Raw genomic sequence first — 21,555 nt, forward strand, 5'->3', positions numbered from 1 at the left:
AAAACTAGTGCCCGTCTTTCAACCCGCGATAGTCACTTTTCTGCCAGTTCGTGTGCCCGTCGTACCGCCGGTTCGAGTGTCCCGTTTTCCTGTGCAAAGTGGAGATGGGACCCGCAGTTGCAGTCCGACGCCCCGATTCCCGAAACCGGTCGAACCTCGTCGTTGAGCGTTCGGGCCACATCGCACTCGATATCCACCACCGGAGTTCGCACGTCGTCAACTAATCGTGATTTGGAACTGCCGAGCAGATAGTCGATATGCCAGTGGCGGGCGTCGTTTTCCCCCGATGCGACTCGCGCGTGGCGTTCCACGCGCGAGAAACCGCCCTGCCCGAACGCACTGCCGGTGTAAGCGTACCACCCGGAATCGAGAGATCTGCTGCCTTTCGCGCCAAATTCGATCTTTGCTGGGGTGGCAAGTTCGACCAGCAAGGTGTATGTTCCCTTCATAGATGCGAAAGCACCAGACTGCCCGCAACCGCGAGCATGGTCACGCCGTTCAACAGCACCGACTGCTTGTGGTATTTTGCGAATCCATCGTCGCCTGCTTCCTCCATCTTCGGAATGAGCCTGACGCGGGCGTAAATCGTCGCGGCAAGCGCGACCAGTACGAGCGGCCCAATCGTGAGCGCGGCAATCGAATCGAGCATGTCCTGGCTCCCAGCGATTACCGCGGCGCCGACCGCCGTAAATCCGAGGATTTCGCCGAATCGGTAGTATTTCGGGAAGATGGCGTTCACCACCAGACCGGCATCGTCGTCCAGCACGTCGAACGTCGTCGGCGCGCCGATGAACGAGAAGAAAAGCATGCTCCCGAGCCAGATTCCGAGAGTCGCGTCGAGAACGAACGTCACTCCTGTTTCGAGAAGGGTCATGGCGGAACGAAAGAAGGGAACTGAAATCGGCCTTTCGCTTACTCGCTCACGTCCGCGACAGTGGCTCCGGACAACTCCCGTAGCTTTTCGGGCGAAATCGGGAACACGGCTTTCGGTGTCCCTGCCGCACCCCACACCGTTTCGAAGTTCGTGAGCGTTTCGTCCAGATAGACGGGCAGGTCGCTATCGTGGCAAAAAGGTGGCACGCCGCCAATCGACCAGCCGACAACTTCTCGAATCTCGTCTGCCTCAGCCATTCCGACCTCGCTTTCGGACAGGCTACGCAATTCCGCGAGTTTTTCTTCGCTCATTCGGTTCGCGCCGCTGGTGACGACCACGACGAGGTCGTCACCAGCATCAAAGACGAGACTGCTGGCGATTTGAGCCACGTCACAGCCGATAGCCGCGGCGGCGTCTGCGGCGGTTTTCGTCCCTTCCGGAAACTCGTGAACGTCTACATCGAAGCCGGCCTCGTTTTCCGCGCGTTCTTCGAACTCGCTCGCTCGTTCGTGCATGGCGGTAGTGGAGTTCGAACCCCCAAATCGGTGATGGTGGCGGTAATCAAAAATCGCTGTTGCGTGAAAGGTGAGGAGTTGGTGCTACAGCGAGTCGTCCGAACCGTTCGCGTCCTCTTGGCGTCCGACGTGGAAATCGTCAACCGTGGCCGCAAGCGACTCGGCTTGGTGGGCGAGCGATTCGGCGCTCTGGGACACCTCGTCGAGCGAGGCCGTCTGTTCTTCGGCGGCGGCCGCAACATCTTCGGCCTCCTCCGCCGTTTTCTCGCCGATTCGGCTCACGTCGTCCACCATGGCGACGACCGAGGAGGTCGTCGCCGCCTGCTCGTCGGTTACGTCGTTGATTTCTTCGACGCCCACGCTCGTCTCCTCGACGTTGTTCACGATTGATTCGAGGGATTCCAACGCTTCGTGCACCGTCACCACGCCGTCTTCGACAGCGCCGTGCGTCTCCCTGATGTCTTCGACTGTCACTTCCGCCCGCGAGCGAACCGTTTCGATTCGCTGTTCGATATCGCCGACAGCCTCTTTCGTTTCGTTGGCGAGTTCCTTCACTTCGTTCGCGACGACTTCGAAGCCTTCGGTGGAACCGTCGGCGCTCGCAGCCTCGATGTTCGCGTTCAGCGCGAGCATGTTCGTCTGGTCCGCGATGGATCGAATCAGTTCGACCACGTCGCCGATGCGTTCGATTTCGGACTCCAGTTCCTCGATGTGTTCGACCGTCGTTTCGGTTCCCGACTCGATGGCGGACATCTCCTCAATGGCCGCCTGCGCCGCCTCGCGGCCATCCTCCCCAAGCGCTTCCGAGTGCCGGGCGGACTCGGCCACTTGATCCGCGGAGGCCGCGATTTCCTCGATGGTCGCCGACAGTTCGCTCATCTCTCCGGCAGTGAGTTCGAGGCATTCGGACTGCTCGATTGCCCCTTCGGACATCATCTGTGTCGATTCGGTTACCTGCCGACTCGCCTGTTCTATCTCGTCCGTGCTCGCGGTCACTTCCTGACTCGCCGCGGGGCCGTTACCTGTCCGAACCGGCGTCACCGGTTGCTTCGATGTGGGATTCGTATTTCGCAACCGCTTCGTCCAGTGCCTCCCCTGCGTCGATATCCAGCGACTCGGCGAGCGAGAGCAGGGCAAACAGTGCATCACCGACTTCGTCCGAGTTGACTGAAATCGAATCCGGAGACGAGCCGTAATCGGTCGATTCGTTCGCGTCCGCCGCCAGTTCGCCGATTTCCGCTGTAAGGTCGAGTAGTCGGTAAGCCGGTGGAGCGTCCAATTCGTGTTCCGCAAGGAACCGTGCGACGGTTCGCTGTTCTTTCATTGCAATGTAATTTCGGAGCGGTGATTTAGACCCCGCGAGTCGAAGGCAGTGTATGGAGTTCGAAGTCAGCACCTCGGAACGGGTGGACATCGTAGACATCACCGAGCAAGTGAACGAACGCGTCTTCACCGACGCCGAAACCTGCACCGTCTTCGTCCCGCACACCACCGCCGGCGTAGTCGTGAACGAAAACGAATCCGGACTGCTCGCCGACCTCAAAACTGCACTTTCGACGCTCGTTCCCGAAGGGGACGACTACCAACACGACCAGTTGGACGACAACGCGGACGCACACCTTCGAGCGATGCTGCTCGGTTCGCACGTCACGATTCCGGTCGAATCCGGCGACCTGGCACTCGGGACGTGGCAGTCGGTTCTATTCGTCGATTGCGACGGGCCGCGAACCCGCCGCGTTCTGGTTAAATAAAGCGTTTCCCGCAGTTCGTACACTCGACTTTCTTCTTCCCCGTGGCGGTTCGCTCAACCGCGAGCGAACCGCCGGAACTGCACTCCGGACAGACGCTCTTTCCGGTCTCGCTGGCTTGGTGTTGCGCCATCCACCGTAGATGCTTCTCGGCGGATTGGAGTCGGTCTTTCGTCGCTTCGAGTTCGTCGCGGAGGGCTTCGACTTGCGACTGGAGCGTGCTCGTCTGGGAGTCGTCGTCCGAATGCGAGTCATCAGGGGCGTCAGTCGTCGTTTCCGATTCGTTTGTTGTCATAGAAATCCATCCTTGTCGCGTGCTATCTCTACGCACGACAGGGGAGAACAAAAGCGTGTGGGCAAATTTTGCAGAAACGGGTCGCGAACGGAAAACCGTTGACAGGGCGTTAGTCGGCCTTCGTCGGGTCGGAACCGTCGCTGGTGCCGAACCGTTCGACGGCACTCTGGAAGTCGCTCTCGTCTTCGGTGATGGCCTCCCACGCTTCGAGGCCGCGCTCCTCACGGGTTCCTTCGACGGTGTTGTCGAGGACGAACGCGACGAGACCACCGACCGCCATCCCGGTACCGAGGATGACGTACAGGGTGTTCGAGACGAGGTCACTGCCTAGAACCGGGCCGAGCACTGCGACGTTGGCCATGCCCTGCTTGAATGCACTCGCTTCGACACCGCCGATGTACGCCGGAATCGCGAGTCCCGCGAACATAGCGAAGCCGACGATGAAGAGGTTGCGCTGGGAGTCCAAATCGACGTATTTCAGGTTCGACAGGCCGACGGCGGCGATCTGCCCGAACATGGCGATGAACAGTCCGCCGACGATCGGACTCGGGATGGTTGCAACGAGTTGGCCGAAGTAGCCGACGAAGCCGACGACGAGCATCAGGGCGGCACCGATTTGGACGACGTAGCGCGAGGCCACGCCCGTCAGGCCGATTGCGCCGATGTTCTCGGAGTAGGAGGTCGAACCGTTGCCGGTACCCATGAACCCGGCGAAGACGCTGGCGAGACCCTCCATTCCGATGCCGTGGTCGATGCGTTTTTTGCTCGGTGCGCCGACGCCCGACAATCGGGCGACGGCGTGGTAGTCGCCGAAACTCTCGATCATCGACGCGACGACGCCCGCGAACATCCCGATGATGTATGGAAGCGTAAACTTGGGCATCCCCCACTGAAGCGGCATCACGGGCTGAATCGGATTGGCACTCGCGACCTGTTCGAGCGCCACGTAGCCCGGCGTCCCGGGTGCGTAGAATCCGGTCACCGACAAAATCGCCGCGATGAGCCACGCCGAAACGACGCCGAGCAGGACGGGAAACAGTCGAAACGCGCGATGGTTGTCGAGATACTGCGAAAAGAGGACGATGAGTCCGAGCGTGAGACCGACGAGCCACCAGTTCTGCTGTGCACCAGGAGCGGCAAGATTCACGTCGGTAATCTGTGGAACCCCGAACAGCGACAGGCCGATGAGCGCGATGGTTGGTGCGATGACGACCGGCGAGAGGTATTTTTTCAATCGCCCCATCAAGCCGAGATAGCCGACGACCACCTCGACAGCGGCCGCCGCGATGACCGCTCCTTGGAGTTCCAGGAGGGTCACGCGCCAACCACCACCGATGACGCCGATGATCGCCAGCGCAGGTGCGAGCATCGAAAACGTGGCACCCTGCACGATGGGATACCGGTTGCCGAACGTCGTCTGGGCCAGCGTTGCGATTCCGGAGACGACGAAGAACGTGCCGACGAACTGCGCCGTCTCCGCATCGGGCATCCCCATCGCACCCGCGAGTGCCAGCGGAACGGCGATGTTCGCGCCGATCATCGTCAGATAGTGCTGGAACCCCAGTAGAACCGATTCCCCCATCGGCGGTTTGTCTTCGATGCCGTACTCCACGAACGACGCTTCTTCGAGCGCCGCGTCCTCATTCGTGTCACCTGTCGTTCCTGTCATGCCTTCTCAGTCGCGGTCTGTTGTTCGGATTCTTCGTAATAGCCATAAAAGTGCCGTTACGAACTCTGCAGAGAATATTACGAATTTCGAAGTCGGGTGACGGCTGGGCGGGTCGGGAGCGCGGTCATCGCGCCCGGTTCGGTCGTCGTCAGGGCGGCAACTGCGTTCGCGAAGGCCAGCACTTCATCAAGGGAGTTGCCCTCGGCGAACGACGCCAACGCACCCGCGGTGAACGCATCCCCTGCCCCCGTCGTGTCCACCGTCGACACGTCGTAGCCATCGTGACTCAGCGAGTTTTCACCCCACGGCGCGTCCTCGGTTGCGTGGGCATGTGCTCCATCTTCACCGAGCGTGAGCAGGCAGGTGTGCGGTCCTGTCTCGCATACATCGACGGCCAGGTCGACCGGATTTTGTGCGTCGAAACCGTCCATCCGGAGGTCGTCGGGCGTCGCTTTCACCACGTCGGAAAGCGACAGCACCTCGGCGATTATGTCCGAAAACCCGTTCTCGGGCCAAAGTTCGGGTCGTGCGTTCGGGTCGAAGACGACCGAACAGCCCGCCTTTTTCGCGCGTTCCGCGAGGTCGAGCGTTGCCCGACGTCCGGGGTTCGAGGCCAACATCACCCCGCCGACGTACACCCAGTCGATATCGGCGAGCACGTCGTCCGAGACACCTTCGGGCCGGAGTCGGGTGTCCGCTGTCCCGTCGCGGTAGAACGTAAATTCCCGGTCGCCCGCTTCGTCGTGAGTTACGAATGCCAGCGTCGTCTTTGCGTCCTCGTCGCGTTCGATAAAGCGGTCAGGGAGCGACTCCGCAAGCGTGTCGGCGAGAAAATCTCCGAAAGGGTCGTTCGCGATACGCGTCCAAAACCACGGCGTTTCGTCCAGTCTGGAGAGTGCGACAGCCACGTTCGCGGGTGCGCCGCCCGGTCTCCGTTCGAAAGTCGACACGTCGGAAAGAGAGCCGGACTGCCCCGGCAGGAAATCCACGAGCGCTTCCCCAGAAACGAGGATTTTCGGCTTCGATGTATCAGTCACAGTTTCCCGTGGGAAGGCCAGTAGGAAAGGATTTGCTTACGCGATGTGGTTTGTCCCCCTTGCGGAGGGGTTTTCAAACGACGTCTATTCACAGGAAATTGATATTTCGGGCATTTCCGACGAGGACGCGACAGAGACGAACCGCCTGAAACAAGCTACGACCGTCGTCAGAGCAGTTCGTCGAGATGCGACTTGCTCGTCTCGATGTAGCCGTAATCGAGGGTGAACACTTCGAGTGAGAACGTTCCATCCCAGTCGTCGGGTATGGCCGCAAAAATATCGCGGAACTCGATGGTTCCCGACCCGAACGGGAGGTGTTCGTCTTTCGCCCGCCGCGTGTCGTTTAGATGGAAGTGTGAAATCCGGTCGCCGTGTCTCCCGACGAAGGAGGCCATCCCGTGTGAATCCAGCCCATCGATTCGTGCGTGGCCCGTATCAAGCGTCATCGAGGCGTCGGTTTCCTCGAAAATTCGGTCGAACTCGTGGACGGTGAACCACCCGCTGGGAATGTTCTCGACGCAAATTTCGAAGCCCTGTTCGCGGCCGAACTCGTCGATGGTTCGCACCGATTGGACGATGTTCGACCCGATGGTTTCGGCATCCCATGCCGGTTTCCACGCGTTCGAGCTGGCGTGAAGGACGCCTTTCGTCGCCCCGAGCTCGGTTGCCGTTTCGATGGCAGCTTGCACCTCTCGAATCGCACCCTCTCGAACGTGGTCGAACGGTGACCCGATGTCGAGCGTGAAGGGAAGGTGAACTGCGAGGTCGATGTCACACTCGTCGGCACGCCTCCGGACTGCAGCCGGGTCGAGACGTTGGCGTTCGGTCGCCCCGTCCATCATCAGTTCGACGTAGTCAAATTCGAGGTCGCCCGCGACTTCGAACGCCTCGTCGTACGCCATCTCGATTTGCGTGACGAATCCCGTCTTCGCGTCCATATCCGTCGCTCGATGGATGAGGAGTTAGCTCTGGTGGGAGCGTTCGCCCCGGAACGTTCCGTCCGTCCGAATTCGAAGAAATACGTGACGTTCATCCCTTGTACCGTCGAAGCCGTCGAAATCGTAGAAATTTCGACCAACGAACCATCGATAATCGTGAGAAACCGACTGCGAGTACCGACGATGGGAGCGGCGAGCGCCAACACTGATAGAACTGGACACTGTTCATGATACGATGGCATCCGGAAAAATCGGGCTCGCTGAATCCATTTCGATGGCAGTTGGGGGAATGGTCGGTGGGGGAATTTTCGCCGTGCTGGGTGTCGTTGCCGTCACTGCTGGAACACTAGCATGGTTCGCGTTCTTCGTCGCGGGCATTATCGCACTTTCGGCGGGTTACTCGTTCGTCCGGTTGGGTCGGCTCGCAAACGAGGGCGATGGCCCGCTAACCTACATCGAGCGATTCACGGGAAGTACCAAATTGGCCGGGATGACTGGCTGGACGTTCGTCGTTGGATACATCGGAACGATGGCCATGTACGCTTTCGCGTTCGGTAGCTACTTGGTCGAAATCGTCGGCGTCCATTCGGTCGGCGGGATTCCAGCGCGCCCTCTCGTTTCGATGGTAATCGTGGTCGTTTTTGTCAGCCTCAACACCATTGGGGCGCACGCTTCCGGACGAACCGAGGACGCCTTGGTCGGCTTGAAGGTGCTCATCTTGCTCCTGTTCGGCATCGGTGGACTGTACTACGGTTTCAAGCGAGGCGAGATTCGACCGGGGTTCTCGGCGTTCGGTGTCGGTCCCGTGGTGGCGGCGGCGCTCTCCTTCGTCGCGTTCGAAGGCTGGGAACTCCTCTTGTTCGACCGGAACAGTATTCGAAATCCGACGGAGACGATACGAACCGCGATTTACGTCTCTATCGTCGCGGTAACTGGTTTGTACGTGATCGTCGCCGTCGTGACCACGAACCTCGTGGCTCCGGCAGTCATTCAGAACAACTCCGAAACTGCACTCGCAATCGCGGCAAAGCCATTTCTCGGCCAGATAGGGTTCGTTCTGATTTCCGTGGCAGCACTGTTTTCCACCGGAAGCGCCATCAACGCGACGTTGTTCAGCTCATCCCGTCTGCTAAATCGAATGGTTTCCGAGGAGTATCTCCCTGCACAACTCAGCAAGAGCGACGACGGCGAACCGGTTCGAGCGCTGGTCGTCCTGGGTGCACTCACGGTCGGATTCACCGTTTTCGGGAGTCTCGATGGAATCTCGTCGTTCGCCTCACTCGCGTTCATCACCATTTTCGGCGGGGTGAGCTATCTCGCTTTCAGGCATCGAAACGAGGACGCGACGACCGGAACGAGAGTCGTTCCAGCAATCGGAACGCTCGGCGCGATTGCGACAGTATGTGCGCTCCTCTGGCATCTCTACACGAGTCAAGGGTCGGTCTTCTGGACGGTTATCGTTATCTCCGTCGTCGTTGTGACGGTCGAACTGCTGTACTTCGAGCGAAAGTCGATAGAGGATAGGCTATCCGCAGTGGAATCCAGCGTCGAGGATATCGTATAGCCAAAATATGAACGACAGTGAATCGGTCAGACGTAGCCTTTGACGCTCGTATGGACACCCATCGCTTCGAGGGTTTCTTCGAGCGCATCGAGGACGACCGCCAAATCCTGCTGGAGGGCGTATTCGCGGTACTTTCCGCCCGCGGAGCCTTCGTTGATTTCTGAAACCGACAGGATGCCGAGCATCGAGAGGTCGTCGAGATGTTCGCGGAGCCATCGGGCGGTGAGAGCTTCGCGTTGGGCGGCCTCCGAGAGTGCCTTGTATCGGGAGTAGATTTCGCGCGACCGAGCGGGCGTCTCACTCTCTGCTTCGAGGGTTGCGAGGGCGTAGACGACCAGTCGCTCGTGGTCGTTTAGGTCGGCGATGCCGCGAGCGACCTGCTCTCGTTCGAGGAGGTCGCGACCCCTTCGGACGTGCTCTTCGGATACCCGTGCCGCGTTTTCTTCGCGTGCGAGGTCGCCCGCCTTCAGTAATAAATCGAGAGCTTTTCGCGCGTCGCCGGATTCCTGCGCGCCGAACGCGGCACACAGTGGAATTACGTCGTCCGTCAGCACGTCGTCCTTGAACGCGACTTCCCGGCGCTGTTCGAGCACTGCACGGAGTTCGTTCGCGTCGTAAGTCGAGAAGGAAATCGAGCGTTCACAGAGCGACGAGCGAACTTTCGGGGAGAGACCGTCCCTAAACGTGAGGTCGTTGCTGATACCGATGAGGCCGATTCGAGCCTCGGTGAGGTTTTCGTTTTCCCGTGCACGGGAAAGCTGGTAGAGAATGCTGTCATCCTTGAGATGGTCGATTTCGTCCAGCACCAACAGGATAATACCGCCGTGACTGTCGAGTTCGTCCCACATCAGTTCGTACACCTGCGACCGCGAATACCCGGTTTCGCTGATGCGGTTTGCAGGGTCGCGAAGGGTGTTCACCAGATGGCTAGCGACGCGATAACTGGAGTTGAGGCCGTCGCAGTTGACGAGTTCAGTGAAGATGTCGAGGTCATCGTAGTCGTCGGCGTTGTTTTCGAGCTTATTGAGGAGGAATCGCGTTGCGGCGGTTTTCCCGACACCGGCTTTACCGTAGAGAAAGATGTTGTCGGGTTGTTCGCCGTAGATGGCTGGTTGGAGTGCGCCGTGGTACTCCGCCAACTCGGAGTCCCGACCGACCAGCGTGTCGGGTGTGTAATCATCAAGCAGTGCCTCCCGATGTTTGTACGGTGAATGTTCGCGGACGAATTCGAATGATCCCATTACTCCACCGCAAACAGGGCAGATTGATAACCCTTCCGAACCACCCGTTCCTATGTTTCCTGAGTTTCGTGAGAATCATCTGTGTCAGACACACAGCGCTCGTGACGGGAGTCTCTACGTCTTCGCCGGTTCTATGCGGCCGGCTGATTATCGGTGAAACCACGCCAAAACCACCCGTTCCTATGTTTCGCCTGTTTCTTCTGACACGCTTGTTTAAGTATGACCCCCACCCCTCTGTTCCGCTGTATTGCTGAGAAAGAGGGTAAGGGATGTGACGGGAGATTCTAGAACAGGAACATTCAAGTCATCATCCAGACAACCATATCCGTAAACCCGACAAAATAGACTATTTCACTGGAATAGTCGATGAATAATTCGTCCTTCGAACCGACCGTCTCATTGCCCCACCCTTCCGTCCGAAAAAACAGCGGAACGCAGGGGTGGGGGTGAGTATAAAAAGACGCCAAACAACGGAAACAGGGGAAACGTCCCCATACTCGATGTCTCATTACGACTATAGAGAACAGAGGAACGATGGGATCAGAGAAAACCACCGTGCAAGCAGACAAGACCGGGAGACAGCGATAGTAGACGAACGAACGACGGCGAAAAGACAGCGGAACGACGGTGTGTGTGGTGTGAGAAACAGTGTCTCGGACAACCCCCTGAATAAACCGACGGGCGGAAACGACCATAGTTTGGCGGAATCACACCTTGGCGGAAACAACCACACATTGGCGAAAACGGCAAGTACTCGGCGACAACAGCGTCAATCCTCGTAGACGGCACACGAACTCGCGTTACAGTTAACGTGCGTTCCAATGTTTCATACTCAGCTACTGTCTCATACCCAACTACCTCGCGTTCAGACCTCGTTACCCAGAGTTCGTACTTAGCAACCCCGCGAGTGCACACCAGGGTACGTCACACGTCTGTTCGTTCCACGGCTCCGTTTCGAGCGCTTCCAGAAAGACGACTCAAAAAGTGAGTGATTGGAAAGTGAGAAAAATCGGTGGAAAGTGGATAACTAATGATGTTGATGATGATTCACTCCGCAGGAACGAGCGTGCGTACGTTCACGGGCCACCGAAAAACAGCGGAACGACGGGGTTGCATTTTTACCCCTTTTCTGCCGAGATGATTTCACACCATGAAGTCGATAAAATGGTGAATCGCGGTCACCGGTGCCCTCTACCGGAGGATTTGGCACCCGATGGACGACTACTGGCCAGAAAAAACAGCGGAACGATGGGGTATCGAACGGATGGCGACGGGAATTTCGGACGGTGATGGGAATTTCGAATGAACGACCGGGAGGAAATCATACGGGCGATTAGCTTTCTCAGTCCTTGAAATACAGGTTTGGCACGTCAATGGACAGCGGAACGACGGGGTCGAACGCATGATGTCAGACACAGCGGAACGATGGGGTCTCCCCGATAAAACAAGGAAGCGTGGGCACGTCAAAAGGATGGTAGAACGCTACGGTTACAGGATGATACTCTTCCGCCGAATCATTTCCTCGATGGTCAGGTGAAGACCCTGCCGACCAATGCCTGAACCTTTGTTCCCACCGAACGGAATGTCGCCGAGTCCGTGACTCGGAGCGCCGTTGATTCGCACCGCTCCGGCGTCGAGTTTGTCGGCCATCCGACGCGCTCGATCGTAATCCGTGGTGAACACTGCCGCATCGAGCGCCAAGTCGCCGCCGTTCGAGATGTCGAGGGCTTCTTCCTCACTCTCGAAGGAAGTAACTGCTGCGACGGGGCCGAACTGCTCTTCGTGGATGATTCGAGCGTCGTGGGGAACGTTCGCCAGAAGTGTCGGCTCGAAGAACTGACCGTCACGGTCACCGCCGCGAACGAGGGTAGCACCTTTCTCTACGGCATCTTCGACGAGCTCTTCGACCCAGTCTGCTTGATCTTCGCTGATGAGCGGTCCCATCTGCGTGTCCTCGTCGAAGAGGTCACCGGTAGTCCAGCCGTCCATCGTCACATCGATTCGTTCGACCACTTCGTCGTGAACAGATTCGTGTGCGACGACTCGACTGACGGCGGAACAGCGCTGACCGGCATACTTGAACGAGCCTTTCGTGCAGGCTCCGGCCACATCGGAGAGGTCGGCGTCCGGAAAGACCACTGCGGGTGCGTTTCCGCCGAGCTCCATGTGGAGGTTCACCATTCCGCTCTTTCGCGCGACGTGTTTGCCTGCCGCGCTGGAGCCGGTCATCGTTATCATGTTTACGCGGTCGTCACCGACGAGGAGGTCACCGATTTCGCTCGCTTTTCCGGGCGTAAAGTTGAACGCGCCGTCCGGAATGTCCACTTCGGAAATCACCTCGGCCAGAATCGCCGCACTCACCGGTGTTTTGCTGGCGGGCTTGAGAATGACACAGTTACCCGCCGCGAGTGCAGGGGCAACTTCCAATGCGGTCGTTGCGAGGGGGTAGTTGTACGGTGTGATAGCCAGGACGGTTCCAATCGGTTCCGGCTTGACGATGGCTTCCCAGCCTTCGTGCCCGCGCGTCGTTCCCTCGCGATATTCGCCGCGCAAGTCGTGAGCTTCCTCCGCGGCTCGGCGGAATCGTTCGGCCGCGCTTTCGACTTCGCCACGGGCACTCGAAATCGGCTTCCCGGCTTCGCGGACGATGACCTCGGCCAACTCCTCCTTTCGTTCGAGGAGGCCGTCGGCGATGGTTTCGACCCACTCCGCTCGTTGTGGGATGGTGGTTTCTCGCATCTCGGCCTCCGCGCGCTGTGCGGAGGCGAGTGCCCTGTCGGCTTGTTCGGCGTCGGCCGCGGCCACTTCGGCGAAAATTCCACCGTCCGCGAGGTCTGTAACTTCGAGCACGTCGTCGGCTTCCAACCATTCGCCATCAATGTACAACTGCTCCCGGCGATGGAGACGCTTCTGTGTCATAGGTATCCCTTGGCACTCCGTCGGTAAATTATTTACTCACAACTGGATTAATGACTCTGGGTTGTTTTCACCACCTGATATGTCGAACGCTAACATCCGACTGCTGAAAATCGCACCTACCCCAACGCAATCGGTTCTTCGCTCGGTAAAACCGGTCTCGATTGGAATTTGTGCCCGGCGCATATTTTATACTGACCGCCGATGTACCGGGGGAAGGGGGTACAATGAGCCAACAGCAACGGGTTCGACAGCGGGCGGGAACCGTCGAAATGAACGCGGTTCGATTGGATATCGATAAGGCGGAACAGATTATCGAGGCACTGAACGCCGATCTCGCGGCAACGTACGTGCTCTATCACCAACTTCGAAAACATCACTGGAACGTCGAAGGGCCACAGTATTTGGAACTTCATCTGTTCTGGGGGGAGGCCGCAGAAGACGCTGAGTACGCGGCCGACGAAATCGCGGAGCGGATTCAGGCACTCGGTGGAGTTCCGATAAGTGGTCCGGCCATGCTCGAACAGCACAGTCCAGTTCCGTTCGAAGGCGAGGATGTCTACGACGTGCGAACGTCGATGGAGAACGACCTCGAAGCGTACGGCGATATCATCGAGAGCGTCAGCAGTCACATCGAACTCGCTGAGAGTTTGGGTGACCACGCTACGGGCGAAATACTCCGCGAACAACTCGTGGAGATAGAGGAGTATGCACACGAAATCGACCATTTCCTCGCCCACGACTCACTCACACTTTGGTAAGCGGTCAACGCGGGATGATCCCTCGAAACCAGCCCGTACAAATTATTCCTTGTGATAATTTCGTTGAAAGATTTAAGCTGTAGCACTCAAACGAGATGCCAACTATCGTATGGTTTCGAAGGGTTTCTTCAGGGGGGCTCGGGATTTGGTCGAGCGAAACGATGGTCGATATAGATTCTTCCAATATCGAGGCGAGCAGTGCCTGAGCGCACTGGTCAAGGCGGACCGAGGTGCTGCGAGACTCCAGTCACCGCCGTCCGAACACAAAATCGAATACCTCGACATATTGAGCGATATAAACAACCATATTTCGAGGCGCGGACCTTCGAACGGAACGCTCGCGGGAAATTTTATCGGTACTACGAGGAGGCAGAGCGCCGATTTCGGTCGGCCGTCGCCGAAGAGTTGTCACGTTCCGTCGAACAGTTTCACCGTCTGTTGGTGGCACACGAAAAACTCTTCGAACCTGTGGATGCCGGTCGGCATCCGTCGAACGAATCCACCCCTCGTGAGCGACTGTCCACGGTTTCTCGATACACGGGCCACGCTGTTCGAGGTGGTTGGTATCCGATAATCGAATCCTACGACCACTCACTCGACCCCGGAGAATGGATCGCCGAGGGAAAACGGCGACGACGGCAGCGATTATACGGGCAACAGGCGGTTCCGGGTGTTGCACAACTGCTCGACACGCCGCTGTTCGAACAAATTACGGACGATGATATCATCCGACTTAGAGAACTCGACCGGTTTGCCCCGACAGAAGGACGACGGATCGCCACTCGACTGAGCAACCGCCATCCGTGGCTACTGGTCGACTGACAGTTCCGATTGTCATCAACATCGGAGTTAAAGCGAGAGCCAATCAGTTGTCACGTCCTGTTGGACTAACTGCCATCGCTGTTCGGCCAGACCACCCGTCGTCCGAACTTCGACGACGGCGTCGAAAACAGGTGCCAGTGTGTTGATGATGGTCGAATCCATCTCGGCTGGAAGATGGAAGTGCGCCATCCCGTTGACGTGTCGGATGCGGGCAGTCAGGATGTGGAGGAACCGAAACACCGACTCTTGGTCGTACTCCTCCAAGAGGGGTGTGAGGGAATCAAAACACACCCGGAGTTCGCCCGATTCCAAACCACCACACTCCCGGTCGAACTCGTCGATAACTTCGGAAATCGTAATTCCGAGGCGTGGAAGACTCCTACTAGTGAGGACGGTCGTTTCCGGTTCAGTATCCGTTCCTGCACCTTCGTACCCAGCATTCGACGCCATCGCGGCGCCTCGTGTGTGGGTCACTCGTTCGATGACTTTGGTGGTTCCATCGTTCGAACCGCTCGTGCAATCAGTAGCCGAACCCAACCCCGCACACGCAGCGTGTGTGTGGTGATTCTCTCCGTCGGTTCGAACCAGTAATCGCTGTCGCGGCTCAGTCTGTGATTCACCGAGGAATCGATTGCAGGCTTCATCCATCGCTGGCTGTGGACCAACCAGAAGAAGCCCGCTTCCTCGGCGTTTGAGACCTGCCAGTGTTCGAGTAAAAACGGCTGCCGTCTCAGACGCAGAGGTACTGTTTTCGCCACGATACTGCATTGTTTCACACAAACACTACTATGTATTATAAGTTTTCGGATATTGCGTTCGGGGATATCGGCAAACACGGCAGCGTCTGTAGTTGTTTTCAGGGGCGGATGTGTACGTGACGACGATGGCTGACGACCTCTTTAGCCCCATTTCGTTTCGGGATAGTACGGCACGAAATCGTGTGATGGTCTCTCCGATGTGCCAGTACTCCTCTGCGGGAGACGGCTTAGCGACCGACTGGCACCGCGTTCATCTCGGAAGTCGTGCGACTGGTGGCGCGGGAATCGTGATGACGGAAGCGACGGCGGTCGAACCTCGCGGGCGCATTTCGCCGAACGACCTCGGCATCTGGAGCGACGAGCACGCGGACGCCCTCGAACCCGTTGCACGGTTCATCCGCGAACAGGGCGCACTTCCGGCGATTCAACTCGCACACGCCGGTCGAAAAGCGAGCAAGTCCCGCCCGTGGGCGGGAAGCACCCCCCTCCAACCCGACAATGGGGGATGGGAAACTGTCGCACCAAGTGCGGATCCGTGGCCATACGATTCCGACCCACCCCGAATCCGCGAGATGACGACGGACGATATCCAAACCGTGGTGGATGCCTTCGGAACTGCGGCACAACACTCCTTCGACGCGGGATTCGAAATCGCTGAAGTGCACGCAGCCCACGGCTATTTGCTCCACGAATTTCTCTCACCGGTCGCAAACCACCGCGATGACGACTACGGCGGGAGCTTCGAAAATCGAACCCGTCTCGTCCGCGAAATCACCGAAACCGTTCGAACAATCTGGCCCGACGACAAACCGGTGTTCGTTCGAATCTCCGCAACTGACTGGCTTCCAAACCGAGAATCGTGGACCGTAGAGGATTCGGTTCGGCTCGCAGACCGACTTGCCGACGTGGCCGACCTCATCGACGTAAGCGCCGGAGGACTGCATCCTGCCCAGCAGATTCCGAGTACCGGCCCCAATTATCAGGTGCCCTACGCCGAGCAAATTCGCGAGGAAACCGACCTTTCGGTGGGCGCAGTCGGGGGCATTACTGAACCGGCGCAGGCCGACGCACTCATCCGGAACGAACGCGCCGACCTCGCTATCGTCGGCCGCGAACATCTCCGCGACCCGTACTTCACGCTTCATGCCGCCGAAAAACTCGATGCCGAAGACCGTGTCGAGTGGCCGGTGCAGTATCGGCGGGCATTATAGAGTTTCGAACGACACTCGCTTCCGTCATATCTCCCGGTCGCGCTCGTTTTCCGAGAGCGCATCGTCACGGCCATTGTACTGCTCGCCGAACGTCTCCGTCACTTCTCGCTCTGCCTCCCACGCGATGTAGTAGTCGCTGAGGGTGCCAGCAACCGTCTCGCCCAATTCGTCCATCTCTTCGTTGATTTCGGAGACGGTCGACCACGTCTCGAGCTGCGGATGTCGGTCTTTCCAGTCATCCCCTATCTCCGGTGATTCGAATCCAACTTCCTCGGTTTCGGTATCCCAGAAGAAATCGAGTTCGTTCAAGAGACCGAGTTCGAGGATGATGCGATAGGAATCCTCGGAAAGCGACGTTTCCGACGCCCATTCGCTGAACCCTTCCTCCCATGCGTTTTCATCGCCGTCGAGGTATTCCTGGAGGTCGCTCCGTTTCGCCCCGTCGGGTTCGTACTGGTCTTCGCTCTCCCCGTCGATGGTCGGTGCGTCGGGTGTGCTCACGTCCAGGCTCATACGTATAGAAACGACGTTCATGGGGATAAACTCTCCATGCGTCCGTTGTGGTTCGGAACTCGTGAGCTCAAACACGAATTTGATATGGCTGCATATGGTTTATGTGGGTGATACGAACCTATTTCTCATTTCACATCTACCAACAAATATGCCCGAATATCGACCGATTCCCGCCAAACGCAAGCGCGAATACGACGGGTTCTTGCGCTACGCCTTTCGCCCAGAGGACGGCCCGAAAACCGACGACGATGAGGACGACAAACCGGAGCTCGGTGATCGCCGAGGGCTGTTCGACGACGACGATCTCCTCTGTGTCTGCAAACACCATTGGTTCAGCACGCGTATTCGTGGTGAGTGGCACGAAATGGCCGGACTGTCCGCCGTCGCCTCGCCGCCGGAAAGCCGCCGCAGAGGATTAGTTCAGCGGATGCTCGTGGACTCGCTCGTCGAGTACCGCGAGAACGAGGTGTACTTCTCTTCCCTCTGGCCCTTCTCCTACGAATTTTATCGGAAGTATGGCTGGGGGACGGTGACCAAGTTCACCAGATACGAGACGACACCGGACACCCTCGCACTGGATACCGAATCGACGGGGGAGTTCCGTCGCGTCGATGCGGACGACTGGGAACTACTTGCCCCCGTTCTCGCCGCCCACGGAGAGAACTACGCCCTCTCCATCGACCGAACGGAGGAGTGGTGGCGAAATCGGGTGTTCAAACAGTGGGACAAAGATCCATACGTGTACGTGTGGGTGCAAGACGAGGACGAACGCGACTCGCCCGACACGAACAAAGACGATTTAAAGGGTAACGCGCGAGGTTTCATCGTCTATGTCATCGAGGACGGTGAGGACGGCAGGCAACTCAAAACGTGGGAACTGGCATATGCGGACGACGAAGCGTACCGCCACCTGCTTCGATTCGTGCAGTATCACGATTCACAAGTCGAGAGCGTTGTCATCCACGAACCCGAGAACACGTCGCTACTCGACATGGTGGATAACCCGCGCGATGTCGAATGCGAGATTCACACCGGGCCGATGTTCCGACTCGTGGATGTTCCGCGCGCCCTCGAAAGCATCTCGTTCCCCGACGAAGCCACCGAAAGCATCGTCATTGGAGTTATCGACCCACTGGCGGACTGGAACGACGGAACGTTCGAACTCGATCCCGACGATGTCGTGCTCTGTGGCCGCACCGACGCCGAACCCGATGTGACTTTCGACGTGAACACGCTTTCACAGTTGGTTGCGGGGTACTACTCCGTCGAGGGGGCAGAGCGATTCGGAGACTGCGCCATCGAATCCGACGACGCCCGCGCTCGTCTCGACTCACTCTTCCCGAAACGAGACGTGTTCCTTCGGGAAGGATTCTGACCAACCAATATTTTTGTCCTGCGGTGCGAACATCCGGCCATGTCTGACGACCCGGACGACCTCGAAGACCGAATCGAGGAGTTGGAGACAATGTTGCGTGACCTTCAGACGGAACTTCGGCAGCCACCACGAGGTTCGTTCGGTCTTCCTCGCCCGCCGACGCCCCGCGAAGTCCTCTCGTTTACGAGCGAGTACGCCCTCCCGACGCTTATCACCATGCTGGAGGCGAACGTTCGCGCGCTCAAGGCACTTCAGCAAATCATCCGCCTCGTCGACCCCGAGTACGATTCGACCCGCGAAGCGCGCTCCGAACTCAGCTCCCGCGCCGGACGCGCGAGTCGGGCCACGCTGGATCGTCTCCAGTCCACGCTCGATGAAGTCGAGGGCGCGCTCACCGAAGGTGGTCTTCCGCAGGAACCGGGTGCGCGGCGGATTCTCGAAGACGCACGCCGACTCAGCGACGACATCCGCGAAGAGATTTCGACCGGGAAAGAGCAAGCGGACGACAGTCGCGAGGCGATGGAGCAGGCGGACGCGGAGGCCGAGGAAATCGAGGACGACGACGAAAAACCGCAGGTCGATGTAGACGCCGAACTGCGCTCGATTCGAGACGAACTCGGCGTCTGGGATGGGGATGCTGGCGATTCTGCGGCTGATTTGGACGACGATTCGGAGAATAGCGACGACTCGGATGGTGGTGCAGTTGCCGACGGTGCCGACGATTCCGAGGAGTAGGATTTTTGATTTCCCTATATTGTGAGTCAGATCGTCGATTTTCTCTATTTCCGGTGATGCTGGCTGTTGCCGACTCCAAGCAGATCGCTACCGCACCGCGACGGCCACATGCCTCCCCAACCTCTTGCGTTCCTCGGCCACAGGCCTGCGATACTCATCCCTCGCACGACTTCAGCACATGCCTTCGGCGGTAGACGCCTCAGGCCTATGCCAGCGCGCGCCACATGGACAATTTGGATCGCGCGAATTGTCACGAACGACCTCGGTGAGCGGTAGCGACCGGAGGTCGCTCGCGCGAGGAACCACACCACGTCAAAAATCAATTATTCGTGAAGCTACCTTCCCCGAAAAATCAGCGGTTGCTCCCGTTTACTCCATAGGTTCGAAGCGGTAGCCGTCCCACTCCTGACTCGCCGCTTCCCGAATACCGGCGTTCGGGTCGCGGAGTTCCTCGGCGTAGACTGGCCGAACCTCGTCGCCAATCTCCACGCCGTCAGTCGTCAACTGGCCGATCGTACGTACCGATTCGCCGTCCACCTCGAACTCGACGATTGCGAGGTGGTTCGGCTGACGGACGCCGGGCGGGGTCGCGGTGCTGGTCGTCCACGTCACCACCTCGGCAGTCTCGTCGGTCATGTCCACGGTCTCCTCTTGCGATTCTGCGCACTCCGGACAGCGCGGGTGTACCGGAATCGTAAGGTGACCGTTCGGACAGCGATGTGCTTCGAGCGGCATGATTATCGTGCCTCCATGATGGTAGTCGTAACACAATTTCCGAATCCACCGACGTTGCAGGCCAGTGCGACCTCCGCATCGACCTGTCGTTTTCCGGCCTCGCCACGCAACTGCTGGTGGAGCTCGTACGCCTGTGCAACGCCACTCGCGCCGAGTGGGTGGCCCTTCGACTTCAGGCCGCCGGAGGTGTTGATGGGCAACTCGCTATCGCGGTCGGTGACGCCCTCCTCTACTGCTTTCCAGCCCTCGCCTTGGTCGAAGAAGCCGACCGCCTCGCTCTGGAGAAATTCGAGGATCGTGAACATGTCGTGGAGTTCCGCCACGTCGATATCGTCCGGGTTGCGTTCGGCCATCTGGTACGCGAGTTCGCTGCTTTCGTACGCCGCACCCATCACGGTGGGGTCAGCACGCTGGTGGACGACGTGAGTGTCAGTTGCGCCAGCGATACCCGAAATGACGGTGTAGTCGTCGGTGTACTCCTTCGCCTTCGATTCGGGGCAAAACATGAGTGCTGCACTTCCGTCCGTAATTGGGCAGAAGTCGTACAATCGCAGCGGATCGGCGACGATGGGTGAGTCCATCACTGTCTCCAAATCGACCTCCTTACGGAACTGGGCGTGTGGATTATCGACCCCGTTCTTGTGATTTTTCACGGCCACTCTCGCCAAACTCTCGCGCGGGGCGTCGTATTCGTGAAGATATCTCCGGGCGGTCAAGCCCGCAAAACTCGGGAGCGTGACGCCGTGTTTGTACTCCTCGGGATGCGTGAGCGAGGCGATAATGTCCGTCGATTCGGCCGTTGTTTTGTGGGTCATCTTCTCGCCCCCGACGAGCAGGGTCAGGTCACTCGCCCCCGACGCGACCGACTGCCACGAGGCGTAGATTCCAGCCCCCCCGCTCGCGCTCGTCTGGTCGATTCGCTGGGTGTACGCCGGAAGCGCGCCCAAGTCGTGCGCCAGCGCGTTCGGAATCCCTGTTTGGCCCTCGAATTCCCCACTCGCCATGTTCGAAACGTACAGGTGCTCCACGTCGTGTGGCGAGACGTCAGCGTCGTCGAGGCATGCTTGTCCGGCCTCCGCGAGCAGTTCGCGTATCCACCCCTCGCGCTTTCCGAACTCCGTCATCGACGCGCCGATGACTGCGACTCGGTTCATGCCACAGACGACGCAGGGGTGGGTTTAGAATCTTGAGATTTCCGGAAGGGAAGATATTTGTCACGAGTCGAACTCGTGTTTGGTATGCGACGGGAAGCCCTCGTTACCACTTTCGCTACAGTACCGATCGCCGGTTCTGGTTGCGTCGTGATTCTCGATTCACCCGAGGCGAGGTTCGGCTATTTCGACCGCATCAACTACGACCGCAAACTGCGGGAGTTTCACGTTCACCGAGGACGGATGCCATGACGTGATAATCGACTACCGACCCGGTCGTGTTGGTGTATTTTCGCACACTGATGGCGAGAAGTGCTTGAATTAGTGTTTCAACGGATTTTCTCAGGATATTGTGAGACAGAGCCAAGGTACTCGGTGTCATACTGTAGCTTGCCGTGGCAAAAGACGACTTTAGTTCCATTACGGGACTGCCAGAGGAACTCGGCATCGATGAAGACTTGGGGAGAACCGAACAGCGTCTTAGCATCCGAATCGAAAAACGGCGCTACGACAAGCCAGTGACCATCGTGGAGGGGTTCGACTCCGACTCGGTTAACCTGAAAGAACTCGCGTCGGAACTCAAACGAAAGATGGCAACTGGTGGAACCATACACGAAGGGGCAATCGAACTCCAGGGTAATCACCGCGAGCGTGTGGGGGAAGTTCTGCGAGAGAAGGGGTACGCAATCAACTAAAC

The 21,555-nt window shown here is 58.4% G+C and carries 24 protein-coding genes; 9 read left to right on the forward strand and 15 right to left on the reverse strand.

The annotated features are described in order from the left end of the window. Positions 1-32: 32 nt before the first annotated feature. The 5 genes from ACN2TU_RS05360 to ACN2TU_RS05380 all read right to left on the reverse strand — a co-directional run bounded on the left by ACN2TU_RS05360 (position 33) and on the right by ACN2TU_RS05380 (position 2,713). Entirely contained in the window at positions 33-449 is a 417-nt protein-coding gene (locus ACN2TU_RS05360; RefSeq protein WP_435153574.1) for a GIY-YIG nuclease family protein, read from the reverse strand. Then, positions 446-874, reverse strand: a complete 429-nt coding sequence (locus tag ACN2TU_RS05365; RefSeq protein WP_435153575.1) for a DUF4149 domain-containing protein — start codon at positions 872-874, stop codon at positions 446-448. The genes ACN2TU_RS05360 and ACN2TU_RS05365 overlap by 4 nt, the downstream gene beginning before the upstream one ends. 38 nt (positions 875-912) lie before the next feature. Continuing rightward, positions 913-1,389: a YbaK/EbsC family protein gene (locus ACN2TU_RS05370; protein ID WP_435153576.1), complete on the reverse strand. Its 477-nt coding sequence runs from the start codon at positions 1,387-1,389 to the stop codon at positions 913-915. Between the two features lie 84 nt (positions 1,390-1,473). Beyond that, entirely contained in the window at positions 1,474-2,463 is a 990-nt protein-coding gene (locus tag ACN2TU_RS05375; protein WP_435153578.1) for a methyl-accepting chemotaxis protein, read from the reverse strand. Beyond that, positions 2,408-2,713: a MazG-like family protein gene (locus ACN2TU_RS05380; protein ID WP_435153580.1), complete on the reverse strand. Its 306-nt coding sequence runs from the start codon at positions 2,711-2,713 to the stop codon at positions 2,408-2,410. The genes ACN2TU_RS05375 and ACN2TU_RS05380 overlap by 56 nt, the downstream gene beginning before the upstream one ends. Before the next feature lie 52 nt (positions 2,714-2,765). Between ACN2TU_RS05380 and ACN2TU_RS05385 the strand changes: the two genes are divergently transcribed. Next, positions 2,766-3,140, forward strand: coding sequence for a secondary thiamine-phosphate synthase enzyme YjbQ (locus tag ACN2TU_RS05385; protein ID WP_435153582.1), 375 nt, complete (start codon positions 2,766-2,768; stop codon positions 3,138-3,140). Here the strand turns inward: ACN2TU_RS05385 and ACN2TU_RS05390 are convergent. The 4 genes from ACN2TU_RS05390 to ACN2TU_RS05405 all read right to left on the reverse strand — a co-directional run bounded on the left by ACN2TU_RS05390 (position 3,133) and on the right by ACN2TU_RS05405 (position 7,076). Further along, entirely contained in the window at positions 3,133-3,432 is a 300-nt protein-coding gene (locus ACN2TU_RS05390) for a zinc ribbon domain-containing protein (protein WP_435153583.1), read from the reverse strand. The two genes, ACN2TU_RS05385 and ACN2TU_RS05390, sit on opposite strands and share 8 nt — an antisense overlap. Before the next feature lie 109 nt (positions 3,433-3,541). Next, positions 3,542-5,101 carry a uracil-xanthine permease family protein gene (locus tag ACN2TU_RS05395; protein WP_435153585.1) on the reverse strand — a complete coding sequence of 520 codons (1,560 nt, stop codon included), beginning with the start codon at positions 5,099-5,101 and terminating at the stop codon, positions 3,542-3,544. 77 nt (positions 5,102-5,178) lie between these two features. After that, on the reverse strand, positions 5,179-6,138 hold the full coding sequence (locus ACN2TU_RS05400; protein WP_435153587.1) for a carbohydrate kinase family protein: 960 nt from the start codon (positions 6,136-6,138) through the stop codon (positions 5,179-5,181). Between the two features lie 167 nt (positions 6,139-6,305). Beyond that, positions 6,306-7,076, reverse strand: a complete 771-nt coding sequence (locus ACN2TU_RS05405; protein WP_435153589.1) for a sugar phosphate isomerase/epimerase family protein — start codon at positions 7,074-7,076, stop codon at positions 6,306-6,308. Positions 7,077-7,311: 235 nt separating this feature from the next. On the opposite strand from ACN2TU_RS05405, the gene ACN2TU_RS05410 reads away from it, so the two are divergent. Further along, positions 7,312-8,640 (forward strand): APC family permease, encoded by a 1,329-nt coding sequence (locus tag ACN2TU_RS05410; RefSeq protein WP_435153591.1) that lies wholly within the window; start codon positions 7,312-7,314, stop codon positions 8,638-8,640. Positions 8,641-8,666: 26 nt separating this feature from the next. On the opposite strand, the gene ACN2TU_RS05415 is transcribed toward ACN2TU_RS05410, so the two are convergent. Both ACN2TU_RS05415 and ACN2TU_RS05420 read right to left on the reverse strand, forming a co-directional pair. Then, positions 8,667-9,881 (reverse strand): Cdc6/Cdc18 family protein, encoded by a 1,215-nt coding sequence (locus tag ACN2TU_RS05415; RefSeq protein WP_435153592.1) that lies wholly within the window; start codon positions 9,879-9,881, stop codon positions 8,667-8,669. Between the two features lie 1,488 nt (positions 9,882-11,369). Then, positions 11,370-12,800 carry an aldehyde dehydrogenase family protein gene (locus tag ACN2TU_RS05420; protein WP_435153594.1) on the reverse strand — a complete coding sequence of 477 codons (1,431 nt, stop codon included), beginning with the start codon at positions 12,798-12,800 and terminating at the stop codon, positions 11,370-11,372. A 224-nt stretch (positions 12,801-13,024) separates the two neighbouring features. Here ACN2TU_RS05420 and dpsA point away from each other — a divergent pair, with 224 nt between their 5' ends. Both dpsA and ACN2TU_RS05430 read left to right on the forward strand, forming a co-directional pair. Beyond that, positions 13,025-13,558 (forward strand): DNA starvation/stationary phase protection protein DpsA, encoded by a 534-nt coding sequence (gene dpsA, locus ACN2TU_RS05425; protein ID WP_435153595.1) that lies wholly within the window; start codon positions 13,025-13,027, stop codon positions 13,556-13,558. A 441-nt stretch (positions 13,559-13,999) separates the two neighbouring features. Next, on the forward strand, positions 14,000-14,380 hold the full coding sequence (locus tag ACN2TU_RS05430; protein ID WP_435153597.1) for a hypothetical protein: 381 nt from the start codon (positions 14,000-14,002) through the stop codon (positions 14,378-14,380). A 27-nt stretch (positions 14,381-14,407) separates the two neighbouring features. Here ACN2TU_RS05430 and ACN2TU_RS05435 read toward each other — a convergent pair whose 3' ends face one another. Beyond that, positions 14,408-15,148, reverse strand: a complete 741-nt coding sequence (locus tag ACN2TU_RS05435) for a DUF7504 family protein (RefSeq protein ID WP_435153599.1) — start codon at positions 15,146-15,148, stop codon at positions 14,408-14,410. A 115-nt stretch (positions 15,149-15,263) separates the two neighbouring features. On the opposite strand from ACN2TU_RS05435, the gene ACN2TU_RS05440 reads away from it, so the two are divergent. After that, on the forward strand, positions 15,264-16,349 hold the full coding sequence (locus ACN2TU_RS05440) for an NADH:flavin oxidoreductase/NADH oxidase (protein WP_435153601.1): 1,086 nt from the start codon (positions 15,264-15,266) through the stop codon (positions 16,347-16,349). A 24-nt stretch (positions 16,350-16,373) separates the two neighbouring features. Here ACN2TU_RS05440 and ACN2TU_RS05445 read toward each other — a convergent pair whose 3' ends face one another. Beyond that, on the reverse strand, positions 16,374-16,862 hold the full coding sequence (locus ACN2TU_RS05445) for a DUF7992 family protein (RefSeq protein WP_435153603.1): 489 nt from the start codon (positions 16,860-16,862) through the stop codon (positions 16,374-16,376). 148 nt (positions 16,863-17,010) lie between these two features. On the opposite strand from ACN2TU_RS05445, the gene ACN2TU_RS05450 reads away from it, so the two are divergent. Next, positions 17,011-18,237 (forward strand): GNAT family N-acetyltransferase, encoded by a 1,227-nt coding sequence (locus tag ACN2TU_RS05450; protein ID WP_435153605.1) that lies wholly within the window; start codon positions 17,011-17,013, stop codon positions 18,235-18,237. 39 nt (positions 18,238-18,276) lie between these two features. After that, on the forward strand, positions 18,277-18,972 hold the full coding sequence (locus tag ACN2TU_RS05455; RefSeq protein WP_435153607.1) for a DUF7547 family protein: 696 nt from the start codon (positions 18,277-18,279) through the stop codon (positions 18,970-18,972). Between the two features lie 369 nt (positions 18,973-19,341). On the opposite strand, the gene ACN2TU_RS05460 is transcribed toward ACN2TU_RS05455, so the two are convergent. Both ACN2TU_RS05460 and ACN2TU_RS05465 read right to left on the reverse strand, forming a co-directional pair. Continuing rightward, positions 19,342-19,707: a Zn-ribbon domain-containing OB-fold protein gene (locus ACN2TU_RS05460; RefSeq protein ID WP_435153609.1), complete on the reverse strand. Its 366-nt coding sequence runs from the start codon at positions 19,705-19,707 to the stop codon at positions 19,342-19,344. 2 nt (positions 19,708-19,709) lie between these two features. Next, on the reverse strand, positions 19,710-20,861 hold the full coding sequence (locus ACN2TU_RS05465) for a thiolase family protein (RefSeq protein WP_435153611.1): 1,152 nt from the start codon (positions 20,859-20,861) through the stop codon (positions 19,710-19,712). Positions 20,862-20,945: 84 nt separating this feature from the next. Here ACN2TU_RS05465 and ACN2TU_RS05470 point away from each other — a divergent pair, with 84 nt between their 5' ends. Together ACN2TU_RS05470 and yciH are read left to right on the forward strand one after the other, a co-directional pair. Continuing rightward, positions 20,946-21,110: a hypothetical protein gene (locus tag ACN2TU_RS05470; RefSeq protein ID WP_435153613.1), complete on the forward strand. Its 165-nt coding sequence runs from the start codon at positions 20,946-20,948 to the stop codon at positions 21,108-21,110. A gap of 143 nt (positions 21,111-21,253) precedes the next feature. Continuing rightward, a complete protein-coding gene (gene yciH / locus ACN2TU_RS05475) occupies positions 21,254-21,553 on the forward strand; it encodes a stress response translation initiation inhibitor YciH (protein WP_435153615.1) in 300 nt (99 codons plus the stop codon). The last annotated feature ends 2 nt before the right edge of the window (positions 21,554-21,555 follow it).

The sequence above is a fragment of the Haladaptatus marinus genome (assembly GCF_051194195.1).